Origin of the sequence: Streptomyces sp. NBC_00440 (assembly GCF_036014215.1) — a bacterium.
In the GTDB taxonomy this organism is placed as follows: Bacteria; Actinomycetota; Actinomycetes; order Streptomycetales; family Streptomycetaceae; genus Streptomyces.
Map to the genome: position 1 here is coordinate 301,833 of NZ_CP107921.1, position 25,403 is coordinate 327,235.

Below are 25,403 nucleotides of genomic sequence, written 5' to 3' on the forward strand. Positions count from 1 at the left end.
CTCGTAATCCAGTGCACTCTAGTCCACCTACCTAACGCTTGGTAGGTTGATGTCGCACCAGCTCCCGGCCGTCCAAGGCGCAGCCGGGCCCGGACGGCACGGAGGCGGCTCATGACCATCAGGAACCCGGCGGACTTCACTGGACGGGCAGTCGTCGTCACGGGCGGCACCAAGGGAATCGGATACGCGATCGCCGAGGCGTTCCTCGGCGCGGGGGCCGAGGTCCTCGTGTGCGGCCGCGGTGAACCGGATTCCCTGCCCGCCGCCGGCGGACGCACCGCGGCCTTCCTCGCGGCGGACGTACGCGACCCCGACGCGGCGGCCGGCCTCATCGAGCACGCGGCGGCCCGGTTCGGCCGGCTGGACACGCTCGTCAACAACGCGGGGGGCTCGCCCGATTCGGACGCCGCCACCGTCTCGCCGCGGTTCGTCGAGCGGATCGTCGCACTCAATCTGCTGGCGCCCTTCTACACGGCCCAGGCGGCCAACCGCGTCATGCGGACGCAGGACGAGGGCGGATCGGTCGTGAACATCGGCAGCGTCTCGGGCCACGATCCGCAGCCGGGCACGGCCGCCTACTCGGCCGCCAAGGCCGGACTGCTCGGCCTGACCCGCGCCCTGGCACTGGAGTGGGCGCCGCTGGTCCGCGTCAACCACATCACCACCGGGCTGATCCGCACCGCGAACGCGGCGGCCGTCTACGGCAGCGACGGAGGTGCGGCGGTGGCGCGGACCATCCCGATGGGGCGGATGGCCGTGCCGCCCGACGTGGCCGACGCCTGCCTGTTCCTGGCGGGCCCTCAGGCGTCGTACGTGAACGGCGCCGATCTCGCCGTCCACGGGGGCGGCGACGTACCGGGCCGCTACCTCGCGGCGCGCTCCGCCGACACGGCCGCAGGCTGACGGGCCGCGACCGGCCCGGCGCCGGGCCGACCGCCGCGCGGGCGCCACGAACGGGCGCCCGCACGGCGATGCTCACTGCGCGCCGTACACCGGCTGCGGCGGCTCGGCGGCGGCGAGCAGCCGCAGCGCCGCCTCGCCCGCCTCGGCCGGCGTCCAGCGCGCCCCCTTGTCGGCGCCGGGCCCCGGCCGCCAGCCCTCCATGACGGTGATCCGCCCGGCCTCCGCCTCGAAGACCCGGCCGGAGACTCCGCCGGACGCTCCGGAGGCCAGCCAGACCACGAGCGGCGAGACGTTCTCCGGGGCCATCGCGTCGAAGCCGCCGTCGCCGGAGGCCGCCATGGCGTCGGCGAAGACCGTCTCCGTCATCCGGGTGCGGGCGGCGGGGGCGATGGCGTTGACCTGGACGCCGTAGCGGCCCAGTTCGGCAGCGGCGACCAGGGTCAGCCCCAGGATCCCGGCCTTGGCCGCCGCGTAGTTGCCCTGCCCCACACTGCCGAGCAGCCCGGCACCCGAACTGGTGTTGATCACCCGGGCCTGCGGCATCCGCCCCGCCTTGGCCTCCGCGCGCCAGTGCGCCCCGGCGTGCTTGAGCGCCAGGAAGTGACCCTTGAGGTGAACCCGCATGACCGCGTCCCAGCTCTCCTCGTCCAGGTTGACGAGCATCTTGTCCCGCAGGAACCCGGCGTTGTTCACCAGGATGTCCAGCCGCCCGAAGGCGTCGAGCGCGGCGGTGACCAGGGAGGCCGCACCGTCCGTCGTGGCGATGTCCCCACCGTGCGCGACGGCCTCGCCGCCCGCCGCGACGATCTCGTCCACGACCTCCTGCGCGGGGCCCGCCGAGCCGCCCGCGCCGTCGAGCCCGACCCCCAGGTCGTTGACGACGACCCGGGCACCCTCGGCCGCCAGGGCGCGCGCGTGGGCGCGGCCCAGACCCCGGCCCGCCCCGGTGACGACGGCGACCCGCCCCGCGCAGATTCCCCCGCCGTTCCCGGCCGTGCCGTCCGTCGCGCCTTGCACGTTCTGTGACGTCATCCCACTTCTCCTCTTCGCTTCTTCGGCTTCGTCTCTTCGGCTTCGCCGGCAGTCGTACGGGCAGGGACGCCGGGCGCCCCCTCCCGCGGTACGCGAACCACTGCTACCTTCTCACCTAACAAATGTTTGGTGGAAAGGTAGCTGATCTGCTCATGGGTGTCTCCACCTCAAGCCCGCTCAGCGGCGTAACCGTGGTCACCGTCGACTTCCCTCCGGTCAACGCCCTGCCCGTACAGGGCTGGTACGACCTGGCAGCGGCCGTGCGCGCCGCGGGCGCCGACCCGTCCGTGCGCTGCGTGGTGCTCGCCGCGGCCGGGCGCGGATTCAACGCCGGAGTCGACATCAAGGAAATGCAGCGCACCGACGGCCATGAGGCACTGGTGGGCGCCAACCGCGGCTGCGCCGAGGCGTTCGCCGCGGTGTACGAGTGCGAGGTCCCGGTGGTCGCGGCCGTGGCGGGCTTCTGCCTGGGCGGCGGTATCGGCCTGGTGGGCAACGCGGACGCCATCGTGGCGAGCGACGACGCGACCTTCGGCCTCCCCGAGCTGGACCGGGGCGCGCTCGGCGCCGCGACCCACCTCGCGCGCCTGGTCCCGCAGCATCTGATGCGCACCCTCTACTACACCTCGCGCACCGCCACCGCGCAGGAACTGCACCACCATGGCTCGGTGTGGAAGATCGTCCCGCGCGCGGAGGTGCTGGACGCGGCCGTACGGCTGGCGGCGGAGATCGCCGCCAAGGACGGCACTCTGATCCGCCTCGCGAAGGCGGCCATCAACGGGATCGACCCGGTCGACGTCCGCCGCAGCTACCGCTTCGAACAGGGCTTCACCTTCGAGGCCAACCTGATCGGCGTCGCCGACCGGGTCCGTGACACCTTCGGAAGCAAGGAGAAGTCGTGAGCAGCGACACACCCGGGGAGACCGGGCAGACCGGAAAGATCATGTCGCCGGACGAGGTCGCCGGACGGCTGCGCAGCGGCATGACGATCGGGATCGGCGGCTGGGGCTCCCGGCGCAAGCCCATGGCGCTCGTCCGGGCCCTGCTGCGGTCGGACGTCACCGATCTGACCGTCATCTCGTACGGCGGCCCCGATGTGGGCCTGCTGGCCGCCGCCGGGAAGATCCGCAAGCTGGTTGCCGCCTTCACCACGCTCGACTCCATCCCGCTGGAGCCGCACTTCCGTGCGGCGCGCCAGCGCGGTGACTTCGAGCTGACCGAGCTGGACGAGTCGATGTTCATGTGGGGGCTGACCGCGGCCACCCACCGGCTGCCGTTCCTGCCGGTGCGGGCCGGTCTCGGCTCGGACGTGATGCGGGTCAACCCCGAGCTGCGTACGGTCACTTCGCCGTACGCGGACGGCGAGGAACTGGTGGCCGTGCCCGCGCTGCGGATGGACGCCGCACTCGTCCACCTCAACCGGGCCGACGCACGGGGCAACGCCCAGTACCTGGGCCCCGACCCGTACTTCGACGACCTCTTCTGCGACGCGGCGACCGAGGCGTACGTCTCGTGCGAACGCCTCGTGCCGAGCACGGAGTTCGCCGATGCGGGCGCGCCGCAGACCCTGTTGGTGGGGCGGCAGTCGGTGACCGGGGTCGTCGAGACCCCGAACGGGGCGCACTTCACCTCCTGCATGCCGGACTACGGACGCGACGAGCCGTTCCAGGCGGCGTACGCCAAGGCCGCCGCGGATCCGGACGCCTGGCGGGAGTTCACCGCACGCTTCCTGTCCGGGGACGAGGACACCTATCAGGCCGCGGTCGCGGCGTTCGCCGAGGAGGGCGCATGAGCACACAGGACGCCACCGCCGATGAGCGGAGCGATGTCACCCGCGCCGAGTACTGCGTCATCGCCTGCGCGGAGGCCTGGCGGGGTGACGGCGAGATCCTGGCCAGCCCGATGGGTACCGTGCCCGCTGTCGGTGCCCGGCTCGCCCGGCTGACCTTCTCCCCCGACCTGCTGCTCACCGACGGCGAGGCGCTGGTGATCGGCGATGTCCCCGCCATCGGCGCCACGCCGGAGGTCGTCGAGGGCTGGCTGCCGTACCGGCGGCACCTCTCCATGGTGACCGGCGGCAAGCGGCACGTGATGATGGGCGCCAGCCAGCTCGACCGGCACGGCAACCAGAACATCAGCTGCATCGGCGACTGGAAGCAGCCCGCCAGGCAGCTGCTGGGTGTGCGCGGCGCCCCGGTCAACACCATCAACAACCCGACGAGTTACTGGGTGCCGCGGCACTCCACCCGGGTGTTCGTCGACAAGGTCGACATGGTCAGCGGTGTCGGCCACGACCGCGCCGCCGCCGCGGGCCCTTCGGCCACCCGATTCCACGAGCTGCGCCGGGTCGTCACCGATCTGGCGGTGCTGGACTTCGAGACCCCGGACCGCACACTGCGCGTACGCTCGCTGCACCCCGGGGTGAGCGCGGACCAGGTGCGCGAGGCCACCGGCTTCCCGCTCACGATCGCCGACGACGTACCCCGTACCCGCGAGCCGAGCGCGGAGGAACTCCGGCTGATCCGTACGGTCATCGACCCTGCGGGGCTGCGCAACCGTGAGGTGCGTACGTGACCGGGGACAGCGGCGGTACGGGCCCGGCCGCCGCGCTCTCCACCCCGTTCACCGAGCTGGTCGGCGTGCGCCATCCGGTCGTGCAGACCGGCATGGGGTGGGTGGCGGGGCCCCGTCTGGTGTCGGCGTCGGCCAACGCCGGGGCGCTGGGCATCCTGGCCTCCGCGACCATGACGCTGGAGCAGCTGCGCTCGGCGGTGCGCGAGGTCAGGTCCCGTACGGACCAGCCCTTCGGCGTCAACCTCCGGGCCGACGCGGGCGACGCCGCGGACCGGGTGGCCCTCATCATCGAGGAGGGCGTGCGGGTGGCGTCCTTCGCGCTCGCCCCTTCCGAGGCCCTGATCGGCCGGCTGAAGGACGCGGGCGTCGTGGTGATCCCGTCCATCGGTGCGCGCCGGCACGCCGAGAAGGTGGCCGCGTGGGGCGCCGACGCGGTCATCGTGCAGGGCGGCGAGGGCGGCGGGCACACCGGTGAGGTCGCCACCACGGTGCTGCTTCCGCAGGTCGTCGACGCGGTGGACATCCCGGTCGTGGCGGCGGGCGGTTTCCGTGACGGCCGCGGTCTGGTGGCCGCGCTCGCCCAGGGCGCGGCGGGCGTGGCGATGGGCACCCGGTTCCTGCTGACTTCGGACAGCACGGTGCCTGACGCGGTGAAGGCGGAGTATCTCGCGGCGGGTGTCAAGGACATCACCGTCACCACCAAGGTCGACGGGCTGCCGCACCGGATGCTCCGTACGCCGCTGGTCGCCTCGCTGGAACGCTCGGGGCGGCCCGCGGCGCTGCTGCGGGCGCTGCGACACGCCGCCGGTTTCAAGGCGCACTCCGGTCTCGGCTGGGCGGAGATGGTCCGCGACGGCCTGGCCATGAAGCACGGCAAGGACCTGACCTGGAGTCAGGTGCTGCTGGCCGCCAACACACCGATGATGCTCAAGGCGTCGATGGTGGACGGCCGCCCCGATCTGGGGGTGATGGCGTCGGGGCAGGTCGCCGGATTGATCGACGATCTGCCGTCCTGTGCCGAGCTCGTCGGCCGGATCATGTCCGAGGCCCACGAGACGCTGCGGTCGCTGGCCGCGCTGGAGGCCGGAGTCGCCGTCCCTGGTGCGTCCACCGGGACCGGCTGAGAACACCGGGACATGCAACGGCCGTGCCTTCCCGGCACCTGGAGGTGCTGGGAACGGCACGGCCGCATTGCGTGAGAGGCCTGCCGGAAGCCCCGCCGGATGCCGGTAGGAGGCATCCGACGGGGCCGTCGTGTCAGAGGCGCTCGATGATGGTGACGTTGGCCTGGCCGCCGCCCTCGCACATGGTCTGGAGGCCGTAGCGCCCGCCGGTGCGCTCCAGTTCGTGCAGGAGCGTCGTCATCAGCTTGGTGCCGGTCGCCCCGAGCGGGTGGCCCAGTGCGATGGCACCACCGTTGACATTGACCTTCTCCGGATCGGTGCCGGTCTCCTTCAGCCAGGCCAGCACCACAGGCGCGAACGCCTCGTTGATCTCGACCAGGTCGATGTCGTCCATGGACATGCCCGCCTTCTTCAGCGCGTACGCCGTGGCCGGTATGGGCGCGGACAGCATCCGGATCGGGTCCTCGCCGCGTACCGAGAGGTGGTGGATCCGGGCCCGGGGCGTCAGCCCGTGCTCGCGTACGGCCCGTTCGGATGCGAGCAGCATGGCCGACGCCCCGTCGGAGACCTGGGACGAGACGCCGGCGGTGAGCCGGCCGCCTTCGACAACCGGCTTCAGTCCGGCCATCTTCTCCAGTGAGGTGTCCCGGCGCGGCCCCTCGTCGGTGGTGACCTCCCCGTAGGCGACCGTCTCGCGTGCGAAGCGCCCTTCGTCGATCGCCCGGAGCGCGCGCTGGTGCGAGCGGAGCGCGAACTCCTCCATGTCGGTACGGGAGATGCCCCACTTCTCGGCGATCAGTTCGGCGCCGTGGAACTGGTTGACGGGCTGGTCGCCGTAGCGCGCCCGCCACCCCTCGGACCCGGCGTACGGCCCTTCGGTCAGCCCCAGCGGCTCGGCGGCCTGCCGGCTGGCGAAGGCGATGGGAATCATCGACATGTTCTGGGTGCCGCCCGCGACCACGAGGTCCTGGGTGCCGGACAGCACCCCCTGCGCGGCGAAGTGCACGGCCTGCTGGGAGGAACCGCACTGCCGGTCGACGGTCACACCCGGCACCTCCTCGGGGAGCCCGGCGGCCAGCCAGCTCGTCCGGGCGATGTCCCCGGCCTGCGGGCCGACCGTGTCCAGGCAGCCGAACACGACGTCCTCGACGGCGGACGGGTCGATACCGGAGCGCTCCACGAGCGCCCGGAGCACATGCGCGCCGAGGTCGGCCGGGTGGACGGCGCTGAGCCCGCCCTTGCGCCGCCCGACCGGGGTGCGTACCGCTTCGACGATGTAGGCCTCGGCCATGACTGCTCCTCCATGGGAACCTGATGGGGTTCCGACCGTCCGGCAACCGGCGGTCGGTCTACGTTTCCTGGTGCGGCCCGGACGCGATGCCTTCCAGCACCATCGCCAGGTACTGGCGGGCGATCTCCTCCGGGCTGTGCTGTCCGCCCGGCCGGTACCAGCTCGCGGCGACCCAGACGGTGTCGCGCACGAAGCGGTAGGTGAGACGGACGTCGAGATCGCCGCGGAAGGCCCCATCGGAGACGCCGCGTTCGAGCGTTCCGAGCCAGGCCTTCTCGTACTTCTCCTGCGAGTCGGCGAGATAGCCGAAGCGCGGCTGCACGGAGAGGTACTTCGATTCCTTCTGGTAGATGGCGACTGCGGCGCGGTGCCGGTCGATCTCCCGGAAGGACTCGGTCACAAGGGCTTCGATGGTCTCCCTGGGGCCGAGACCGGAGGCGAGTACGGCGTCGTAGCGGGCCCACAGCTCGTCCAGGAAGGTGGTCAGGATTTCATCGAGCATCGACTCCTTGGAGTCGAAGTGGTAGTAGAGGCTGCCGGCCAGGATCCCGGCCTCGTCCGCGATCTTCCGCACCGTGGTGGCGTTGTAGCCCTGAGCTGCGAACACCTCGGCGGCGGTGGCGAGCAGCTCCCTGCGCCGCGCGGGCGAGGGACTCATCGCGGTCTTCTTCTTGGCTGCGGTCGCGTTCTTGCCCGGCACGTTGTCGGCCGGCGCGTTCTTGGCTGTAGGCACAGACCCATTGTCGTTCCCCGCTCACGCGTGCTGACTGCTGACCGACACCGTCTCGCCCGTCATGTACGAGGAGTAGCCGCTGGCCAGGAAGACGATGACGTTGGCGATCTCCCACGGCTCGGCGTACCGGCCGAAGGCCTCGGCCTCGGTGAGCTGTTCGAGCAGCTCGGGCGTGGTGACCTTCACCAGGTGCGGGTGCATGGCCAGGCTGGGCGAGACCGCGTTGACCCGTACGCCGTACTCGGCGGCCTCCACGGCGGCGCAGCGGGTGAGTGCCATCACGCCGGCCTTCGCGGCCGCGTAGTGGGCCTGTCCGCGCTGGGCGCGCCAGCCGATGACGGAGGCGTTGTTGACGACGACTCCCCCGCCGCCGGAGGCCTTCATCCGGCGCAGCGCGGCGCGGGTGCACCGGAAGGTCCCGTTCAGGGTGACGTCGATGACCTTGTCCCACTGGGCGTCGGTCATCTCGGTCAGCTCGGCGGTTCCGCCGAGCCCCGCGTTGTTGACGACGAGGTCGAGCCCGCCGTGCCGTTCCTCGGCCAGGTCGAAGAGGGCGCCCACCTGGTCCTCGTCGGTGACGTCGCAGGTGGCGCCGGCGACCCGGTCGGCGCCGAACTCATCGGCCAGGGCCCGGACGGTCTCGTCGAGGCGGCGGGCGTGGCTGTCGCCGAGGACGACGCGGGCGTCCTCCTCCAGGAACCGGCGCGCGGTGGCGCCGCCGATCCCCGCGCCGGCTGCCGCGGTGATCACTGCGGTACGGCCGGCGAGCAGCTGGTGCCCGGGGAGGTACTGCGGGGGCTTGTTCACGGATGTCCACCTCGCGATGCGGTCCGCTGCCGGGCGGTCCCGGTGCCGGATTCCTCGACGCTGCTCATGGCCGTAGGTTAACCTACCAAACACTTGTTAGGGAAGAATACCTGCCAGAGAAGGAGCCGCCGATGACCGCCGACCACGAAGAGCCCGTGGTGCGCTACGAGCGGCAGGGCCCCATAGCCCTCGTCACCATGAACCGCCCTGACTACCGCAACGCCCAGAACTCCGCGATGACGTACGCACTCGACCGCGCCTTCTACCGCGCCGCCGACGACAGCGAGGTCAAGGCCGTCGTCCTGGCGGGCGCCGGCCGGCACTTCTCCGCGGGGCACGACATCGGCACCCCGGAGCGCGACGCGCACCTCCCCTTCGACCGCACGGCGGGACTCTGGTGGGACCACTCGGACAAGACGGGCGCGGAGAGCCGTTTCGCCCGGGAGTCCGAGGTCTATCTGGGCATGTGCCGGCGGTGGCGCGAGCTGCCGAAGCCGCTGATCGCCTCCGTGCAGGGCGCGTGTGTGGCGGGCGGGCTGATGCTCGCCTGGGTCTGCGACCTCATCGTCGCCTCCGACGACGCCTTCTTCGCGGACCCGGTCGTACGGATGGGGATCCCCGGCGTCGAGTACTTCGCCCACCCCTGGGTGATGCCCCCGCGGATCGCCAAGGAGTTCCTCTTCACCGGTGACCGGATGAGCGCGCAGCGCGCCTACGAGGTCGGCATGGTCAACCGGGTCGTTCCCGCGGCCGAGCTCACCGACCGCACCCGTGAACTCGCCGCGCGCATCGCCGAGATGCCCCGGATGGGGCTGGCCCTGACCAAGCGCGCGGTCAACCAGGCCGAGGATCTTCAGGGCCTGCACACCGGTCTCGACTCGGTGTTCGGCCTGCACCATCTCGCCCACGCGCACAACGCCGAGACGGCGGCCGACTCGCTCGGCGGTATGGACATCGGTGCGATGAAGAAGGCAGGACGCTGATGGATCTCGACTTCACCGCCGCCGAGGACACCTTCCGCGCCGAGGCCCGCGAATGGCTCGCCGCGCATGTCCCCGCCTCGCCCCTGCCCTCCCTGGAGACCGCCGAGGGCTTCGCGGCCCACCGCGCCTGGGAAGGGACCCTCTCGGCCGACCGCTGGTCGGTGGTCTCCTGGCCCGCCCGGCACGGCGGCCGGGACGCCTCGATCCTGCAGTGGCTGATCTTCGAGGAGGAGTACTTCGCGGCTGGCGCACCCGGCCGCGTCAGCCAGAACGGCATCAACCTCCTCGCCCCCACCCTCTTCGAGCACGGCAGCCCCGAGCAGTGCGCCCGGATCCTGCCCGCCATGGCGAGCGGTGAGGTGATCTGGGCGCAGGCCTGGTCCGAGCCCGAGTCCGGCTCGGATCTGGCCTCGCTGCGCTCCACCGCGACCCGGACGGCCGGCGGCTGGCTGCTCAACGGCCAGAAGGCGTGGTCGTCGCGGGCCGCCTTCGCCGACCGGGCCTTCGGGCTCTTCCGCAGCGACCCGGACGCGGACCGGCCGCACCGCGGCCTCACCTATCTGATGTTCCCGCTCGACGCCGACGGCGTGACCGTACGGCCCGTCGGACGCCTCGACGGCAAGCCGGCCTTCGCCGAACTCTTCCTCGACGACGTCTTCGTGCCCGACGCCGACGTCATCGGCGAGCCGAACCGCGGCTGGCAGGTCGCGATGAGCACAGCGGGCAACGAACGCGGCCTGACGCTGCGCAGCCCGGGACGCTTCACCGCCGCGGCCGAACGGCTCACCGCGCTGTGGCGCGCCGAGGCCGACCCGGACGACACCGCGCTGCGCGACCGGGTCGCCGACGCCGTGATCCGCTCGCGCGCCTACCAGCTGTTCACCTATGCCAACGCCTCACGGATCGCGGCCGGCGGCTCCATCGGCGCCGAGTCCAGCCTGAACAAGGTCTTCTGGTCGGAGCTGGACATCAGCCTGCACGAGACGGCACTCGACCTCCTCGGGCCGCGCGGCGAGCTCTCGGACGAGGCAGCGGACGCACCCGCCGACGGCAGCTGGGCCGACGGCTACACCTTCTCGCTGGCGGGCCCCATCTACGCGGGGACCAACGAGATCCAGCGCGACATCATCGCCGAGCGGCTGCTGGGCCTGCCGAAGGGACGCCGGTCATGAAATTCCTGCTGGACGACGAACAGACCGAGTTCGGCCGGACGCTGGACCGGATGCTCACATCGGCCGACGTTCCGGCCGCCGTACGGGCCTGGGGCACTGGCGACACCGGCCCCGGCCGCGCGCTGTGGAAGCGGATCGCCGACGCGGGGGTCTTCGCCCTCGCTGTACCGGACAAGTACGAGGGAATGGGCCTGCTCCCCGTCGAACTCGCCGTCTCCTTCATCGAGTTGGGGCGGCACGCCGTACCGGGGCCGCTGGTGGAGACCGTAGCGGCGGGCGTCCTTCTCGGCGGGCCCGCAGGGTGCCCGGACACGGCGACCGCGGACCGCTGGCTGCCGCGGCTCGCATCGGGACAGGCGATGGCGTCGCTGGCCATGCCGGCGGGCGGCCCGTACGCCCTGGACGTGGACACCGCCGACGTCACCTTCGTGGTGGGACAGGGAGAGACGGAGCTGCACGCGGCGTCCGGGCACGGCACCGTCCAGCCCTCGGTCGATCCGGCCCGGCGGCTCGCGGTCCCGCACATCGCCGGCGGAGTCCCGCTCGCGTCGGGCGCGGATGTCGGCGCGGCGGCCCGTGCTGCCGCCGACTGGGCGGCGTTCGCGACTGCGGCCCAGTCGCTGGGGGTCGGTCTGGCGCTGGTCGAGCGGACGGTCGCCTACGCCAAGCAGCGCACCCAGTTCTCCACCACCATCGGCTCTTTCCAGGCCGTGAAGCACCGGCTGGCCGACGCGCTGACCGGGCTGGAGTTCGCGCGCCCGCTGGTGCACGGTGCGGCGGTGGCCCTGGCGGGCAGGTCGCCGGATGCGGGGGCCGAGGTCGCGGCCGCGAAGGTGGCGGCGGGCGAGGCGGCCTACGCGGCGGCCCGTACCGCACTGCAACTGCACGGCGCCATCGGCTACACCGCCGAGTACGACCTGTCGCTGTGGATCCGCAAGGCCCGCGCCCTGCGCTCGGCCTGGGGCTCCCCGTCCGCCTGCCGGGCCCGGGTGCTGGCCGCGCCGGGTGGGTGAAGCCTCAGGAGGCACGACCGGGTCCGGGGCTCCGCGACCGCTCGCACTGGCGGCGGTCGCGGAGGCACCCGGACATCTCCGGTCCGTGCCGGGAAGGGTCCCGAAGGGCCCCGTCAGAAACCCCAGGGGGGGGTTACTTCTCGACGACTCCGGAAGCCGCGATCTCGATCTTCGCGCTGGTGCCGCCGGAGCGGGATCCCAGCGACTCGATCTTCTTCACGAGGTCCTGACCCTCGATGACCTCGCCGAAGACGACGTGCTTGCCGTCCAGCCACGGGGTCACCACCGTGGTGATGAAGAACTGCGAACCGTTGGTGTTCCGGCCGGCGTTGGCCATCGACAGCAGGTACGGACGCTCGTGCTTCAGCGTGAAGTTCTCGTCGGCGAACTTCTCGCCGTAGATGCTCTTGCCGCCGGTGCCGTCGCCCCGGGTGAAGTCGCCGCCCTGGAGCATGAACTCCGGGATGACACGGTGGAAGCCCGAGCCCGCGTAACCGAAGCCGTGCTGGCCGGTGGCGAGCTCGCGGAAGTTCTGCGCGGTCTTGGGAACGACGCCGTCGAAGAGCTCGAAGACGATCCTTCCCGCGGCCTCGCCGTTAATGGTGATGTCGAAGAAAACGTTGTTAGACATGGAGACATCCTGTCACGTCCGCCCCGGAGCCCCAGGCCACAGGTCCGGCGGCCCGCCGGACGGAGTCGTATGCCGTCCGGCGGGCCGCCCGGCCCGGGTGGTGGAACAGGGCCGTCAGACGGCCTCGGGCTGCTCCTGCGGCACAGCTCCCTCCGTTCCGGAGATCGCCGGCGCGCCGCGCAGGGTGAGGAGCGAGGCGGCCCCGCCGGCCGCGGCGAGGACCGCCGCACCGATGAACGCGGCGGAGAAGCCGTTGGCGAGGGCCTCGGGATGGCCCAGTTCGTTGGAGCCGTGCGCGGCGGCGACCGCCGTCATGGCCGCGAGCCCCAGGGCCGAGCCGACCTGGTAGCTGGTGTTGACGATGCCGGACGCCAGCCCGCCCTCCTCGGGACGCGCGCTGGAGAGGGCCGTACCGAGCGAGGGGATGAAGGCCAGCGACATACCGACCGCGGCCAGCAGCGAGGCGGGCAGGACATCGACCCAGAAGGTGCCGTCGGCGCGGACGAAGGAGAGCCAGACCATGCCGGCGGCCAGCGCGAACAGACCTGTGACGATCATCGGCTTGGGGCCGAACCGGGCCATCAGCCGGGGCGCGAGGACGATCATCATGACCATGATCGCGACCGTCATGGGCAGCAGCGCGGCCCCGGAGGCGAACGCACCGAGCCCCAGCACCTGCTGCAGGTAGAGGTTGAGGAAGAACCACATCGGGATCCAGGCGGCGGCCATCAGCAGCTGGGCGATATTGGCACCCGCCAGATTGGGTGAACGCAGGATGGCGAGCCGCATCAGCGGCTCACGCCGCCGGGACTGGATGACGACGAAGGCACCGATCAGGGCGATCCCGGCCAGCAGGACGAGCCAGGTCCTGGGCGAGCCCCAGCCCGTTCCGGGGGCACGGACCACCGCGAAGACGGCGATGGCCAGCCCCGCCGTGACCGTGACGGCTCCGGCGAGGTCGATGGAACCCCGGCGCGCCGGGACCGACGGCATGACGCCCGGCGTGATCGCCAGGACGGCGATCGCGATGGGGATGTTGATGTAGAAGACCCAGGGCCAGCTGGCGTACTGGGTGATGAGGCCGCCGAGGAAGACGCCCGCGGTGCCGCCCGCCGGGGCTGCCGCACCGTAGAGCGACAAGGCCTTGGGGAGCTCGGCCGGGCGGGATCCGAAGAGCATCATCAGCAGCGTCAGCGCCGACGGCGCGATCAGTGCGGCGCCGATGCCCTGCAGCGCGCGGCCGGTCAGCTCGATCCAGACCTCGCCGGCCAGCCCCGCGGTCAGGGAACCGACCGCGAGGACCGTCCAGCCGATGACGAAGAGCCGTTTGGCCCCGAACAGGTCCGACAGCCGGCCGCCGAGGAGCAGGAGCCCGCCGAACGCCACGACGTAGGCGTTGAAGACCCAGGACAGGTTCTCCTGCGAGAACCCCAGGTCGTGCTGCATATCGGGCAGGGCCACGCCAATGATCGACGTGTCCATGATCACCATGAACTGCGCCAGGGCGATCACCGCGAGCGCGGTCCAGCGCCGCGGATGCGGAGGTGCGGCTGAGTCTGACATCACTGTGCTCCCATACCGGAGGGGGGTATCGTTGGAGTTGCAACATACCCCCAGGGGGTACGTAACGCCAGTCCCGATGTCGTATCGATCCGACTTGACGAGATACCCCCAAGGGGTATGTAGTCGGACGAGTGACCGGCGGAGAGACCGCCGGCGCGACCGAGAAGCAGGAGGCTTCGCCATGACCACCACCGCGTCCGCGTCCCCGGCCGTCTACACCGTCAGCGGCATGACCTGTGCGCACTGCGTCAAGTCCGTCACCGAAGAGGTCTCCAAGATCGACGGCGTGACCCAGGTCGATGTCGACCTGTCCACCGGCAAGGTGACGGTGACGTCCACCGCCGCCGTGGACGACGCGGCATTCGCCGCCGCCATCGACGAGGCCGGTTACGAGGTCACCGCGGCACCCGAGCAGGCGTCGGGGAGCTGCTGCGGCAGCTGCCACTGATCCAGCCCGCCGCCCCGGCCCGGCGGCCCGCGCACAGCGGGCGCCGGCCGCCGGCGGCCGTATCCCGCCCCCCGCACGATCGGCACGGAGCCGTCGGCTCCCCGGAAGGACAAGCGATGAACACCATCGGCAAGACAGCAACGTTCGCGGTAGGTCTCGCCCTGGTCTTCGGGGCCTCCCTCGGTATCGGCCACGCGGTGGGGCCTGTGGGTGACAGCGCCGAGGCCCACGCCGGCCACGACATGGCCGGTTCCGCCGACCCGATGGGGTCGGGCGACACCGTGCCCGGCGGCCTGCAGGTCTCCGAGCACGGGTACACCCTCGTACCGCCGTCGGATCCGCTGCCGGCCGGCAAGCAGACCGACTTCCGCTTCCGGATCACGGGGCCCGACGGCAGACCGGTCACCCGCTACACGCAGTCGCACGGCAAGGACCTGCACTTCATCGTCGCCCGCCGCGACCTGTCCGGCTTCCAGCACGTCCATCCCGAACTGGGCGCCGACGGCACCTGGTCGGTACCGCTCACCTTCGGATCGGCCGGGAGCTACCGCGTCTTCACCGACTTCGTGCCCGCGGGCGGCAGCGGACTCACGCTGGGCGCGGACGTCTCCGTCGCGGGCGACTACCGGCCCACTCCGCTGCCCGCCCCCTCCCGCACGGCACATGTCGACGGATACACCGTCACCCTGTCCGGGGATGCGACGGCCGGCGCGGCGAGCATGCTCACCCTGTCGGTGGCGAGGAACGGCCGGCCGGTCACCGATCTCCAGCCCTACCTCGGTGCGTACGGGCATCTCGTCGCCCTGCGCCAGGGCGACCTCGCCTACCTCCACGTGCATCCGCAGGGAGCCCCCGGCGACGGCACCACGCGCCCCGGGCCCGGGATCACCTTCCACGCGGAATTTCCCAGCGCCACCGCGTACCGGCTGTATCTGGACTTCCAGCACCAGGGGAAGGTCCACACAGCCGAGTTCACCGTGCAGGCGGCGGCCTCGCACGACGGCTCCGGGTCCGGTGCGGACATGCCGGACCACGACGGACACGACCACTGATCCACGCACAGGACGGACCGGGCCCGGCGGGCCCGGTCCGTCTTCATTTCCCCCCGTCCCCTCAGTTCCGCGGGGCCAATGCCATGTGCTGGGTGGCGAGTTGCTGTGGCAGACTGCGCCGACAAGGCGCTGGTCGGCCGGGGTGCGGTGGACTGCGACAGTGCGGCAGTCACCCTCTCCCCCGGCCTCACCCAGGGGCCTGCCCCGTCCACTCCTCGCGCAACGGAGCCCGCCATGACGGCAGCCGCACCCGCCCCCCGGATCGACACGAGCAAGCCGCACCCCGCGCGGGTCTACGACTGGCTGCTGGGCGGCAAGGACAACTACCCCGTCGACCAGGAGGTGGGCGAGAGCCTTCCGCCCGAGGCGAAGGACGCCGCCCGGCAGAACCGCGCGTTCATGAACCGCGCCGCCGGGTGGCTGGCGGGCAGCGGCATCGACCAGTTCCTCGACATAGGCACCGGCATACCCACTCGGCCGAACCTGCACCAGATCGTCCAGCAGACCGTGCCGTCGGCGCGGATCGTCTACACGGACAACGACCCCATCGTCCTGCGGCACGCGGAAGCCCTGCTGGTCAGCAGCCCGGAGGGCGCGACCGACTACATCCAGGCGGATGTGCGCGAGCCGCGCACGATCATCGACCACGCCAGGAAGTTCCTGGACTTCGACCGGCCGATCGCGCTCTCCCTGATCGCGCTGATGCACTTCGTGCCGGACGACCAGGACCCGTACGGCATCGTCGGCGCCCTGGTGGAGACGTTGGCGCCGGGCAGCTGCCTGGTGATGTCCCACGCCGCGTCGGACCGGTACGAGGAACTGGCGGCCATGGTGACGGCGCAGTACGCCAAGGGCGGCATCCGGCTCGGCTTCCGCACCCGTACCGAGGTGGCCCGGTTCTTCGACGGAATCGATCTCGTCGAGCCCGGCCTGGTGACCGCGACCGAGTGGTTCAAGGACACGGCCTCCCCGGAAGCGGAGGGCAGCGGGATCTACGCAGCGGTGGGGCGCATCCGCTAGGGCCGGACAGAACCTGGAGCCCCGGCCCTGGGGAGTCTCCTCCGGATCCGGCCGGGAGCGGCGCGGGCGGAGCACACTGGGTGGTACAGGATCCGTGTGATCAGGTGCGCGGCCGCCCGCGTTCCCGGTGGCCGCAGCCGGGAAGGGGATTCCTCATGTCCCACCGTGCCGCACTGGGAACAGGCCACGGCGGACGCGCCCCGCACTCGCACTCAGTGTTCTCCGGCCCCCGATGGGTCAGGACCGGGACCGAACCGCTGACCGCCTACAGCGCACTGGGCGCCCGCCTGGTGCTCTCCGCCATCGCCCTGCCGCTGTTCGCCGCGGGGGCGGCGCTCCTCGCCCTGTGGGCGGCTTCCGCGCGCCCCGCGGGATCCCCGGGCACAGCGGTCCTGGTGGCTCTCGCCGCCGTCTGCGCTCTCTTCACCGCCGTGTCGGCCATCGACATCGCCGTCATCCGGCGCCGCCGCGCCGAGCGCCGGTGAGGTCCGGCCCCGCCCACGACTCCGCGTGCCGCTCCGATCGTGCGGGGTGGGTAGGCGCGTGAGCGGGCACCTGACACCACACACCCGGATGCCTCGTGCATCGGCTGCGCCCTCGGCGGGCATGGACCTCATGTCCCGCGTGAGGGCGCAAGGTGTCATTAGAGTCGCATCGCGGAGCATTCCGCAGACACTGGAGGCGGAGAGACTTGAACCGTGACGTCATGCTGGCCCTGGTCCCCGACGAACAGGGCGTGCTGCATGTGGCAGCCGCCGACGTGAGCCACATGCTGCGGACGCTCGGCGCCGGCTGGCTCCAGGCGGTGCGCGACGACGCGTCGAACGCCGACGAGGACACCGTGGCCGCCCTCACCATCGAACTGGCGAAACTCGCCGACCAGATCGACGTCGAGTGCATCGCCCACACCTCCAAGGGGAGCGGAGACGTGAGCGGAGACGTGGAGAGCCCCTGAGCCCCGGCACGCCCCGGACGCAGTAAGGGGTGGGCCCGGACGCGGGCCCACCCCTTGTCGTACCGCCCGCGTCTACCAGATCGAGTCGACCCACTCGGGGTGGTCGATGAACGGGTTGCGGTTGTGCTGGTAGTCGCTGTAGATCACGTCGTTACGGTGTTCCTCGAAGGCGTCGGGCGGGTCCTCGTCGCTCCACTTCGTGAGCACGCTGATCCGGCCGATGGCCGGCGCCGATCCGTTGTCCACCTTGTCGTTCGGCTCCAGGTCCGGGAATCCGTCACCACCGTCGTACCGCACGGCCATGTAGAGGATCATGCGCGCGACATCCCCCTTGACCGCGTCGCGCGGCTCGAAGGAGTCCGAGTCGGTGAAGTTGCCGGGGGCTCCGGCCACCGCCGTGCCGCCGTTGTCGAAGTCCTTGTTCCCCCGGACACCGTTCACCGAGACGTCCGCGGGCCGCAGATGGTGGAGATCGGTGCCCGGTCCGGTGGTGGTACCGAAGTCCCCGTGCGACTTGGCCCAGACGTGCTCGCGGTTCCAGTCCCCCGTGCTGCCGCCGCTGCTCGACTTGGGCACGGACTTCCCGGTGTACAGCTCGATCACGTCGGAGGAGTTGGCCGGGTCCTGGTCGGTGACCTCCAGCGCGTCCCAGACCTGGGCGTAGCTGACCGTCGACTGCTTGCTGATGATCGTGTGGAGCGCGCTCTTGAGCGCCGCGCCGGACTTGCCCTCGGCGTCCGCGTAGTACGAATCGTCCAGCACCCCGGCGGCCGTCGCCGCCGGGAGGGGAGCCGGGCGGGCCGCCGCGGGCGCGGGGGGTGCCACGCTCAGCGCGGCGACCGCCGCCAGGGCCGCGGCGGTCATCCATCTCGTCGCTGTAAGACGGGACATGTGGGGTGTCCTCTCCAACTGGCGCGCGGTAGCACGTGGTTGATGTCATGTACGGTTCACAGGACACTGCCACGGCCCCCGGTCCGGCGTGTGAAGAACACGGAACGAGCGTGTGCCGATCTGCCGAACGCCCCGGCCCTGGACAATGGCGGCATGCAGCTCCGTATCGAAGCCTCCGGCCTCCCCGGCCGCACCAGTTCCGCTTTCGCCGACGCCGTCGACATCCACGTCGGCGTCCAGGCCAAGGACCGCCCCCAGGAAGTGGCCGCACCGCACGCCGGCGACCTGCCGTCGGCCCGGTGGACGCTGGAGTGCACGACGGCGCCGGGGCCCGACGGCACCGTCATCTCCGGTCCGTACATCCAGAACCGCTTCGGCGGACGCTTCGTCTATCTGTCCTGGACCACCGCGGACGAGGACGGCACCGCCACCATGTTCCGGCGCGCCAAACTGATGCTGGACGCCGTCAGCCCAGAAGTGCTCGACGCGGCGGTACGGTCCGGCCGTCTCACCGCCCGGCTGCGCCTCACGGACGGCCAGGGGCAGCCGCTCTGCGGGTCGGTGCGGCCCCCGCTGATCACCTGGACCGCCGAGCCCGCCGACTAGGTCCTTTCGCTGGGAGCCGGCCGGGCTCGCGGCTACGTCGCATTCCGGCCATCAGCAGGCAACCGCCGTGCCGGGGTGGTGCGTTCGTACGGACGTCCGGTCTACGCTTCGCCTCCCGCTGCCGAACCGCCGGAGGATCAGTGCCCCCCAAGACGCTCCGCGTTGCCGCCGTCCTGACGGGCGCCATAGCGCTCTCCGTCGCGTTCCTGCCCAGCGCGACCGCCGCCTCCCCCGGTGGCTGGACCGAGTCGGGCACCTCCTACACCGGCTCCCTGACCGGCGGCGAGGGCGTCGCCAGCCGGGCGGACGGCTCGCTGCTCTTCCGCGGGCTCGCGTCGGTGCCGCTGGACCTCCGCGCCAAGGGCTGGAACCACGTGGGCGATCCGGACATCGCCGACGGCGATGTCTTCGACGCCTACCAGGGCGGGGACGACGCGACATCGAAGATGTACGCGGTGACGACCCCCGACGGGAAGCGGTACGAGTACGTCCACCGACTCGACCCGGGCGAGAAGCTCAACAACTCCTTCACCGCGGCCTCTCCGGACTCGCAGTGGATGGTCTCCGGGGAGTGGGGCGACCAGGACCGCCTCCAGGTCTTCCCGGCTCCGCTGCTGAATCCGGCCACTCCACCCACGGGCGGGGCGCTCCCGCAGGCCGGCCAGATCTCACTGGACCGCGCGGTGAGCGACATCCAGGGCTGCGACTTCGTATCGGACACCCGGCTGGTGTGTGTATCCGACGACGAGGCCAAGGACCTGCTCCAGGTCGACCTCCCGCACGCCCTGGACGGCAGTGCGGTCACCGGCCGGGTGACGACACTGCTCCAGCTCCCCCGGCGCAGCATCTGCTCCGGCACCTTCGAGTCCGAGGGCGTCGACTACGACCCGAAGACGTCCACCCTGCGCGCGGAGGTCGTCCAGCCGGGCGCCTGCATGGTGTCCACGACGGTCTACTCGTACTCCCCGGCCGGCTGATCCGGCCGGCCGCTCGGCTCAGGCGTCCGCCGTGCGGCAGTCGGGGTGACCCCAGCCGTCCGCGTTCTTGGCGATGGGCTCACCGGTCGCGTAGGAACGGCCGCAGCGGCACCGGCCGGGGAACTTCGCGTTCAGTGTCCGCGACGAGGTGCGCTTCGCCGACGGCCCGGCCTTCGTGGCGCCCCCGGAGGGACGCCGGGACGCCCCGCCGGTACGGACGGCGTCGGGCGCGGCGGGCGGCTGCGGGGAGCCGAGGTGGCTGCCAGCGGCCTGCTGCGCGATCGCGGCCTGGCTGGCGGCCCGGTCGGCGAAGTCATTGAGCGGGTCACCGTTGACCTGGTGCGCGGGGACGTAGCGGAACTCGACGGTACGGCCGGTGAGCAGCTCATCGATCCGCATCACGAGTTCCTGGTTCGCGACCGGCTTGCCGGCCGACGTCTTCCAGCCCTTGCGCTTCCAGCCGGGCAGCCAGGTCGTGACCGCTTTCATCGCGTACTGGGAGTCCATCCGGATCTCCATCGCTACGCCCGGGTCCACGGCTGCCAGCAGGCTCTCCAGAGCCGTCAGTTCGGCGACGTTGTTGGTCGCCGTGCCCAGCGGACCCGCCTCCCAGCGGACGGGTGCCCCCGCACCGTCGGCAATGACCCAGGCCCATGCGGCAGGTCCCGGATTTCCTTTCGACGCCCCGTCACACGCGGCGATAACGCGTTCAGCCATGCCCCCGATCATGCCAGCAACAGCGGCGGGCCCGGCACCACACCTTTACCGGGCGGCCTCGGCGCAGAGCACTGCCGTCACCGGTCTCGCTTCCTTGATAATTCGGCCATAAAGCCACCAACCACCCCATAAAGACCGCACTATTTACCATTACTTGACCTGCGCTAGAGTATGAGCAGGGCTACCGGCTGCCCACCGGACCGGATCCACCGAGACCGAGCGCGGTCGGGCCGCGCCTCCGGCAACCGTGTCCGTACACCGCCCCTCAATGCCTTGATGGAGCCTTCCATGGAACCCGCCGCCCGCATCCGGAAAACCGGCCTGCCCGGAGTCGGAACCAGGTACGACCTCAACACCGATGCCGGACAGCACATTTCGGTCGTGGCACATCAGGACGGCCGGCGCATCCTCGCTTTCCACGACCCCGAGGACGACGACAGCTGCCGCAGCTCGACTCCGCTCGCCTCGCACGAAGCGGCCGCGCTGTCCCGGCTGCTCACACCGGCGCCGGTGGCCCAGTTGCACGAGCACCTGGAGATCGACCTGGTGAGCGAACGCATCGCGATCACCAAGAGGTCCCCGTACGCGGGGCGCGTCCTCGGCGCCACTCAGGCGCGCACCAGGACCGGCGCCTCCATCGTCGCCGTGCTGCGGCGGACCACCGCATTCCCCTCTCCCACCCCGGACTTCCGCTTCGCCAGTGGCGACATCCTCGTTGTCGTCGGCACCCGCGAAGGCGTGGACGCCGTCGCGGAACTGATCACCGGAGGATAGACGCCTGTGCACGACATGTCCGCGCTGCTCATCGAACTCGGGGCGGTCATCCTTGCCCTGGGCCTCCTCGGCCGCTTCGCCGGCCGCATCGGCTTCTCCCCCATTCCGCTGTACCTGCTGGCCGGACTCGCCTTCGGCCACGGCGGCCTCATCCCGCTGGACGCCAGCGAGGAGTTCACCGCCACCGGCGCCGAGATCGGCGTCATCCTGCTGCTCCTGCTGCTGGGACTTGAGTACAGCGCGTCCGAACTCGTCACCAACCTCAAGACGCAGTACCCCTCCGGGATCGTCGACTTCGTACTGAACGCGACCCCGGGCGCTGCCGCCGCGCTCATCCTCGGCTGGGGCCCGGTCGCCGCCGTCGCGCTCGCCGGTGTCACCTGGATCTCCTCATCGGGAGTGATCGCCAAGGTGCTCGGGGATCTCGGCCGCCTCGGCAACCGGGAGACACCGGTCGTCCTCGGCGTGCTGGTCATCGAAGACCTGGCGATGGCCGTCTACCTGCCGCTGCTCACCGCGCTGCTCGCCGGGCTCAGCCTGGCCGGGGGCAGCCTCACTCTGCTGATCTCTCTCGGCACGGTCGGCGCGGTCCTCTACGTGGCGCTGCGCCACGGCCGGTTCATCAGCCGGGCGGTCTCGTCCGACAACCCCGAGATGCTGCTCCTCGTGGTCCTCGGGCTGACGCTGTTCGTCGCGGGGATCGCGCAGCAGCTCCAGGTCTCCGCGGCGGTCGGTGCGTTCCTGGTCGGTATCGCGCTCTCCGGTGAGGTCGCCGAAGGCGCGCACAATCTGCTGACTCCGCTGCGTGACCTCTTCGCCGCCGTCTTCTTCGTCTTCTTCGGGCTGAGCACCAACCCCGCCGACATTCCGCCCGTCCTCGTCCCCGCGCTGCTGCTCGCGATCGTGACGGTGCTGACGAAGATCGCCACGGGCTGGTACGCGGCCCGCCGGGCCGGGATCAGACCGGCGGGACGCTGGCGGGCCGGCGGCACACTGGTGGCGCGCGGTGAGTTCTCCATCGTGATCGCGGGTCTGGCGGTCGGCGTCGAGCCGCGCATCGGCCCGCTGGCTACGGCATACGTCCTGATCCTGGTCATCGTGGGCCCGCTGACCGCCCGCTGGACCGAGCCGCTGGCACGCCGGCTCCGCCGCGGAACGACAGCCGCACCGCCGACGGCCCCGCGGGCCCCCGAAGCGGCGGACGCGGCCGGCACGGCGGGCTCCCGCGGCTGACGGGCCGGGTACGGCTACGCACACCGCGCCGGTGAGCGTGCCCTACTGCTGAGTCGTCCAGGGCCCTGCGTTGTACGTGACGGTCTGGGCCGTGGCTCCGCCGCCGGTGCGGACCGCCTCGACGACGATCTGGTGGAGTTCCCGGCTGGCTCGCTCCGAGCCGCAGGGCACGGGGCTGCCGACCAGGGTGAACCAGTCCGACGACCCGCTGTACTGCACGGCGAAGGACGCCTGGTCCTCCGACCACGTGGTGTGCACCGTCAGGTCGCCGGTCAGCACACCGACCTCTTCCGTACGGACTCCGCCCGGTCCCGCGAAGATTCCGCTGGTGGTCCACGAAGCCCAGGTCATGGCGTCGTCCTTTCGGACAGGGACAGCCGTTCGAGTGAACATGTCCGAGTATGGCACCGCCGCCCGGGGTGCGCACGACAGGTGCCGCACACACTCTGGGCGGGTACCGCGTACCCGTGACGAAGGGGACCGGAATGGACCGTACAGCGCTGGACGTACTCAGGAGCACCACGGCCGCGCTCGCACCGGGCGCGGCGGACAACCGGCTCGTGCCGCTCATCGCCGCGGGTACCGCGGACCCCGGCGCACTGTCGGCGCTCGCGCTGGAACAGCAGTACATCATCGCGAGCGACCGGAGCGCCTTCGCGTATCTGGCCGAGCGGTCGGCCGCTCGCCGGGAGGACGCCTGTGCCGTATTCTTCGCCTCCCTCGCGGGCGGCGAGAACACCGCGGCCGAGCGGCTCGAAGCGCTGACCTCCGCGTGCGGACTCGACAGCGCCGACGTGGCGGCGTACGAACCGACGGCCGGCTGCCAGGCCTACCCCTCGTACGTGGCCAGGCTGGCGCTGACCGCCGCACCGGCGGAGGCGGCCCTCGCACTCACCGCCAATTTCGCCGCCTGGGGTGGCTACTGCGCGGCGATCGCGGAGGGGCTGCGCACCCACTACGGCTTCGACGACGAGGCCTGCGGGTTCTTCGACTTCTTCGGCGAGCCCGCGCCCGGTCTCGAAACGCAGGCAGCGGCCGCCGTCCAGGCCGGGCTCGACGGCGGCCTGGACACCGCAGCCGCCCGCCGGCACGGGCGGCTGTTGCAGAGCTACGAGCTGATGTTCTGGAACACCCTCGCCGAACTGGCCTGACGGACATGCCGGTTCAGTGTTCGGACTCCCGGTCGTCGAACTCCTCGGGGAAGGGACAGTCCGTGCCCTGGGGCGGCTCGGGGCCGTACTCCGTCATGACGACCGTCTGTTCGACGCGCACGATGCGGTAGACCCTCTCACCGAGGACCACCTGGTCCGCGCCGTTCTCGACGGCGTCGGCCGCCTGTGCGTAGCGGACCGCCGTGACCTGCGGGTGCTCGGTGGTACCGCGCAGGACCGCTGCCAGATCGAGCCGCGCCTCGTCCTCGCTCGGCTGGGCCGGGAACATCTGCCGCCAGCCCGCGCCTTCGAGGACCATCGCCGCGTACGCGGTGTACGGCGCCATCCGGGTCCGCTCGAAGGACGTCGATTCGATCGGGTAGCGGCGGCGCAGCTTCTCCTCGCGTGCGCCCGTCGCGAGGACCTGTCGTGCCTCCTCGTCGAAAGCGCTCCGGCTGCCCGCGGTCTCGTCGTGATCGCTCATGGGGCCATCATCCTGCCCAGGTCCGGGTCGCCGTAAGACGTCAGCGCGGTGTCCGGCACGCGGCTCGTCGACGACGATCAGCTCGGGCTCCAGGGCGAGCGCCCGTGCGATGGCGACGCGCCGGCGCCGGCCCGCCGGAGAGCTCGTACGGGTAGCTCCGCAGGGTGCGCTCCGGGGCGAGCCGGACCAGTTCGAGCGGTTCGGCGGGGGCTTGGTGCCTCCGCTTGACGTGAGCTGCCTGGTCCCGGCCGCGGTACTCGTGCGCTGAGACGGTGCTCGTGCTCTGAGACCCGGGGGTCCTCCCGATGCGGGGGAACCGAACAGCGACGGCATCGGGTGCAGAAATTTGTCTGATGTCTGATGTCTGATGGCTGGTAACGTGTGAACGTAGCTGGGACGAGGAGAGGGGTCAAGGGGTGGAGAGCCGACACATCCTGGAAGGACGTCAGGGGCGTTCCCTGCTGAGACAGGAGGTCAGCGAGGGCATCAAGCGGTACATCCTGGAGAACAAACTCCGCCCGGGAGATCCGCTGCCCACCGAGAGCGAACTGAGCGCCACGCTCGGCGCCAGCCGGTCGAGCGTCCGCGAGGCGGTCAAGACCCTCGACGCGCTGGACATCGTGGAGGTGCGGCACGGCCACGGCACTTACGTCGGCAGGCTCACCCTCTCGGCTCTGGTGGAGGGGCTCACCTTCCGCGGACTGCTCAGCCGTGACGACGACTTCAAGGTCATGTCGGACCTGGTGGACGTACGCGAACTGTTCGAGCGCGGGATGGCGGAGCGCATCCTCACCTCCCTGGACAGCGACCACCTCCGCACCCTCTACCGCATCGTGGACGACATGGAGCGCTCGGGGAGCGGCGACGGTACGGGCTTCGTCGAGGCCGACCGCGCCTTCCACGCCCTGCTGGTCGAGCCCCTCGGCAACGAGCTGATAGGGCAGTTGTCGCTCGCGTTCTGGGATGTCTACACGATCGTCGTGCCGCATCTCGGCGTGATCACCAGCAAGGACGAGGCCGAGACCGTGGCCAACCACCGCAGGATCGTCGACGCCGCCCGCGCCGGCGATGCCGAGGCCTTCACCCGCGCCATCGCCGAGCACTACGCACCGGTCAGGCGACGGGTACAGGAGGCACGGGCGGCGGCTCCGGCCGGCTGACCCGCCCCTCCGGAACTCCGGGCCCGCCCCCGCACCTTGACGAGGGGGCGGGCCCGTACGCCCGCACCGGGCCCGCCAGCCGACCCGGGTCCGGGAACTGATCGGCTGA

General features: G+C 71.3%; 29 protein-coding genes and 1 pseudogene. 19 read left to right on the forward strand and 11 right to left on the reverse strand.

The window, feature by feature from the left end:
- The first annotated feature begins 111 nt into the window (after positions 1-111).
- Complete coding sequence (locus OHB13_RS01315; RefSeq protein WP_328374923.1) at positions 112-903, forward strand: SDR family oxidoreductase; 792 nt, start codon at positions 112-114, stop codon at positions 901-903.
- Between the two features lie 72 nt (positions 904-975).
- On the opposite strand, the gene OHB13_RS01320 is transcribed toward OHB13_RS01315, so the two are convergent.
- Positions 976-1,935, reverse strand: coding sequence for an SDR family oxidoreductase (locus OHB13_RS01320; RefSeq protein ID WP_328374925.1), 960 nt, complete (start codon positions 1,933-1,935; stop codon positions 976-978).
- 152 nt (positions 1,936-2,087) lie between these two features.
- Here OHB13_RS01320 and OHB13_RS01325 point away from each other — a divergent pair, with 152 nt between their 5' ends.
- The 4 genes from OHB13_RS01325 to OHB13_RS01340 are packed head-to-tail and all read left to right on the forward strand — an operon-like array spanning position 2,088 to position 5,633.
- Positions 2,088-2,837: an enoyl-CoA hydratase family protein gene (locus OHB13_RS01325; RefSeq protein WP_328374927.1), complete on the forward strand. Its 750-nt coding sequence runs from the start codon at positions 2,088-2,090 to the stop codon at positions 2,835-2,837.
- A gap of 41 nt (positions 2,838-2,878) precedes the next feature.
- On the forward strand, positions 2,879-3,727 hold the full coding sequence (locus tag OHB13_RS01330; RefSeq protein WP_328380191.1) for a CoA transferase subunit A: 849 nt from the start codon (positions 2,879-2,881) through the stop codon (positions 3,725-3,727).
- Complete coding sequence (locus OHB13_RS01335) at positions 3,724-4,509, forward strand: CoA-transferase subunit beta (RefSeq protein ID WP_328374929.1); 786 nt, start codon at positions 3,724-3,726, stop codon at positions 4,507-4,509. The genes OHB13_RS01330 and OHB13_RS01335 overlap by 4 nt, the downstream gene beginning before the upstream one ends.
- Positions 4,506-5,633, forward strand: a complete 1,128-nt coding sequence (locus tag OHB13_RS01340) for an NAD(P)H-dependent flavin oxidoreductase (RefSeq protein WP_328374931.1) — start codon at positions 4,506-4,508, stop codon at positions 5,631-5,633. The genes OHB13_RS01335 and OHB13_RS01340 overlap by 4 nt, the downstream gene beginning before the upstream one ends.
- Before the next feature lie 133 nt (positions 5,634-5,766).
- Here OHB13_RS01340 and OHB13_RS01345 read toward each other — a convergent pair whose 3' ends face one another.
- The 3 genes from OHB13_RS01345 to OHB13_RS01355 form a co-directional block, all read right to left on the reverse strand.
- Positions 5,767-6,924 carry an acetyl-CoA C-acetyltransferase gene (locus tag OHB13_RS01345; protein WP_266860167.1) on the reverse strand — a complete coding sequence of 386 codons (1,158 nt, stop codon included), beginning with the start codon at positions 6,922-6,924 and terminating at the stop codon, positions 5,767-5,769.
- A 58-nt stretch (positions 6,925-6,982) separates the two neighbouring features.
- Positions 6,983-7,582, reverse strand: a complete 600-nt coding sequence (locus OHB13_RS01350) for a TetR/AcrR family transcriptional regulator (RefSeq protein ID WP_266861295.1) — start codon at positions 7,580-7,582, stop codon at positions 6,983-6,985.
- 96 nt (positions 7,583-7,678) lie between these two features.
- Positions 7,679-8,464 carry an SDR family oxidoreductase gene (locus OHB13_RS01355; protein ID WP_328374934.1) on the reverse strand — a complete coding sequence of 262 codons (786 nt, stop codon included), beginning with the start codon at positions 8,462-8,464 and terminating at the stop codon, positions 7,679-7,681.
- Between the two features lie 131 nt (positions 8,465-8,595).
- On the opposite strand from OHB13_RS01355, the gene OHB13_RS01360 reads away from it, so the two are divergent.
- From OHB13_RS01360 to OHB13_RS01370, 3 genes are read left to right on the forward strand one after another with little or no spacing between them, the layout of a single operon-like run.
- Positions 8,596-9,447: an enoyl-CoA hydratase gene (locus OHB13_RS01360; protein WP_328374936.1), complete on the forward strand. Its 852-nt coding sequence runs from the start codon at positions 8,596-8,598 to the stop codon at positions 9,445-9,447.
- Positions 9,447-10,619 carry an acyl-CoA dehydrogenase family protein gene (locus tag OHB13_RS01365; RefSeq protein ID WP_328374938.1) on the forward strand — a complete coding sequence of 391 codons (1,173 nt, stop codon included), beginning with the start codon at positions 9,447-9,449 and terminating at the stop codon, positions 10,617-10,619. The genes OHB13_RS01360 and OHB13_RS01365 overlap by 1 nt, the downstream gene beginning before the upstream one ends.
- Positions 10,616-11,632 (forward strand): acyl-CoA dehydrogenase family protein, encoded by a 1,017-nt coding sequence (locus OHB13_RS01370; protein WP_328374940.1) that lies wholly within the window; start codon positions 10,616-10,618, stop codon positions 11,630-11,632. Before OHB13_RS01365 ends, OHB13_RS01370 begins: the two co-directional genes overlap by 4 nt.
- 133 nt (positions 11,633-11,765) lie before the next feature.
- Here the strand turns inward: OHB13_RS01370 and OHB13_RS01375 are convergent, their stop codons facing one another.
- Together OHB13_RS01375 and OHB13_RS01380 are read right to left on the reverse strand one after the other, a co-directional pair.
- Positions 11,766-12,263 (reverse strand): peptidylprolyl isomerase, encoded by a 498-nt coding sequence (locus tag OHB13_RS01375; RefSeq protein WP_266860157.1) that lies wholly within the window; start codon positions 12,261-12,263, stop codon positions 11,766-11,768.
- Between the two features lie 114 nt (positions 12,264-12,377).
- Complete coding sequence (locus OHB13_RS01380; protein WP_328374942.1) at positions 12,378-13,826, reverse strand: MFS transporter; 1,449 nt, start codon at positions 13,824-13,826, stop codon at positions 12,378-12,380.
- Positions 13,827-14,007: 181 nt separating this feature from the next.
- Between OHB13_RS01380 and OHB13_RS01385 the strand changes: the two genes are divergently transcribed.
- The 5 genes from OHB13_RS01385 to OHB13_RS01405 all read left to right on the forward strand — a co-directional run bounded on the left by OHB13_RS01385 (position 14,008) and on the right by OHB13_RS01405 (position 17,301).
- On the forward strand, positions 14,008-14,274 hold the full coding sequence (locus OHB13_RS01385; protein ID WP_266860153.1) for a heavy-metal-associated domain-containing protein: 267 nt from the start codon (positions 14,008-14,010) through the stop codon (positions 14,272-14,274).
- A gap of 116 nt (positions 14,275-14,390) precedes the next feature.
- Positions 14,391-15,326, forward strand: coding sequence for a hypothetical protein (locus tag OHB13_RS01390; protein WP_328374945.1), 936 nt, complete (start codon positions 14,391-14,393; stop codon positions 15,324-15,326).
- A 234-nt stretch (positions 15,327-15,560) separates the two neighbouring features.
- Entirely contained in the window at positions 15,561-16,346 is a 786-nt protein-coding gene (locus tag OHB13_RS01395) for an SAM-dependent methyltransferase (protein WP_328374947.1), read from the forward strand.
- A gap of 155 nt (positions 16,347-16,501) precedes the next feature.
- Positions 16,502-16,831, forward strand: coding sequence for a hypothetical protein (locus tag OHB13_RS01400; protein ID WP_266860147.1), 330 nt, complete (start codon positions 16,502-16,504; stop codon positions 16,829-16,831).
- Between the two features lie 206 nt (positions 16,832-17,037).
- A complete protein-coding gene (locus tag OHB13_RS01405; protein WP_328374949.1) occupies positions 17,038-17,301 on the forward strand; it encodes a DUF6213 family protein in 264 nt (87 codons plus the stop codon).
- 72 nt (positions 17,302-17,373) lie between these two features.
- Here the strand turns inward: OHB13_RS01405 and OHB13_RS01410 are convergent, their stop codons facing one another.
- Positions 17,374-18,192 carry an endonuclease I family protein gene (locus OHB13_RS01410; protein ID WP_405748546.1) on the reverse strand — a complete coding sequence of 273 codons (819 nt, stop codon included), beginning with the start codon at positions 18,190-18,192 and terminating at the stop codon, positions 17,374-17,376.
- A 153-nt stretch (positions 18,193-18,345) separates the two neighbouring features.
- Between OHB13_RS01410 and OHB13_RS01415 the strand changes: the two genes are divergently transcribed.
- Both OHB13_RS01415 and OHB13_RS01420 read left to right on the forward strand, forming a co-directional pair.
- The gene (locus tag OHB13_RS01415; RefSeq protein ID WP_328374951.1) at positions 18,346-18,798 is read left to right on the forward strand and encodes a DUF5990 family protein; all 453 of its coding nucleotides are present in this window, start codon (positions 18,346-18,348) and stop codon (positions 18,796-18,798) included.
- Between the two features lie 140 nt (positions 18,799-18,938).
- Positions 18,939-19,775: a hypothetical protein gene (locus tag OHB13_RS01420; RefSeq protein WP_328374953.1), complete on the forward strand. Its 837-nt coding sequence runs from the start codon at positions 18,939-18,941 to the stop codon at positions 19,773-19,775.
- An 18-nt stretch (positions 19,776-19,793) separates the two neighbouring features.
- Here OHB13_RS01420 and OHB13_RS01425 read toward each other — a convergent pair whose 3' ends face one another.
- Entirely contained in the window at positions 19,794-20,504 is a 711-nt protein-coding gene (locus tag OHB13_RS01425) for a ribonuclease H family protein (protein WP_328374955.1), read from the reverse strand.
- A 276-nt stretch (positions 20,505-20,780) separates the two neighbouring features.
- Between OHB13_RS01425 and OHB13_RS01430 the strand changes: the two genes are divergently transcribed.
- Both OHB13_RS01430 and OHB13_RS01435 read left to right on the forward strand, forming a co-directional pair.
- Positions 20,781-21,266, forward strand: a complete 486-nt coding sequence (locus OHB13_RS01430) for a cation:proton antiporter regulatory subunit (protein WP_266860137.1) — start codon at positions 20,781-20,783, stop codon at positions 21,264-21,266.
- 6 nt (positions 21,267-21,272) lie between these two features.
- On the forward strand, positions 21,273-22,499 hold the full coding sequence (locus OHB13_RS01435) for a cation:proton antiporter (RefSeq protein ID WP_328374958.1): 1,227 nt from the start codon (positions 21,273-21,275) through the stop codon (positions 22,497-22,499).
- A 42-nt stretch (positions 22,500-22,541) separates the two neighbouring features.
- Here the strand turns inward: OHB13_RS01435 and OHB13_RS01440 are convergent, their stop codons facing one another.
- Entirely contained in the window at positions 22,542-22,850 is a 309-nt protein-coding gene (locus OHB13_RS01440; protein ID WP_266860133.1) for a hypothetical protein, read from the reverse strand.
- Positions 22,851-22,984: 134 nt separating this feature from the next.
- On the opposite strand from OHB13_RS01440, the gene OHB13_RS01445 reads away from it, so the two are divergent.
- Positions 22,985-23,650: a transcriptional regulator gene (locus OHB13_RS01445; RefSeq protein WP_328374961.1), complete on the forward strand. Its 666-nt coding sequence runs from the start codon at positions 22,985-22,987 to the stop codon at positions 23,648-23,650.
- 13 nt (positions 23,651-23,663) lie between these two features.
- On the opposite strand, the gene OHB13_RS01450 is transcribed toward OHB13_RS01445, so the two are convergent.
- The gene (locus OHB13_RS01450; RefSeq protein ID WP_328374963.1) at positions 23,664-24,134 is read right to left on the reverse strand and encodes a DUF5954 family protein; all 471 of its coding nucleotides are present in this window, start codon (positions 24,132-24,134) and stop codon (positions 23,664-23,666) included.
- Positions 24,135-24,194: 60 nt separating this feature from the next.
- A pseudogene (locus OHB13_RS01455) lies at positions 24,195-24,404 on the reverse strand (ATP-binding cassette domain-containing protein); the annotation flags it as partial.
- Positions 24,405-24,550: 146 nt separating this feature from the next.
- Here OHB13_RS01455 and OHB13_RS01460 point away from each other — a divergent pair.
- The gene (locus tag OHB13_RS01460) at positions 24,551-25,294 is read left to right on the forward strand and encodes a FadR/GntR family transcriptional regulator (protein ID WP_405748550.1); all 744 of its coding nucleotides are present in this window, start codon (positions 24,551-24,553) and stop codon (positions 25,292-25,294) included.
- Positions 25,295-25,403: the final 109 nt, after the last annotated feature.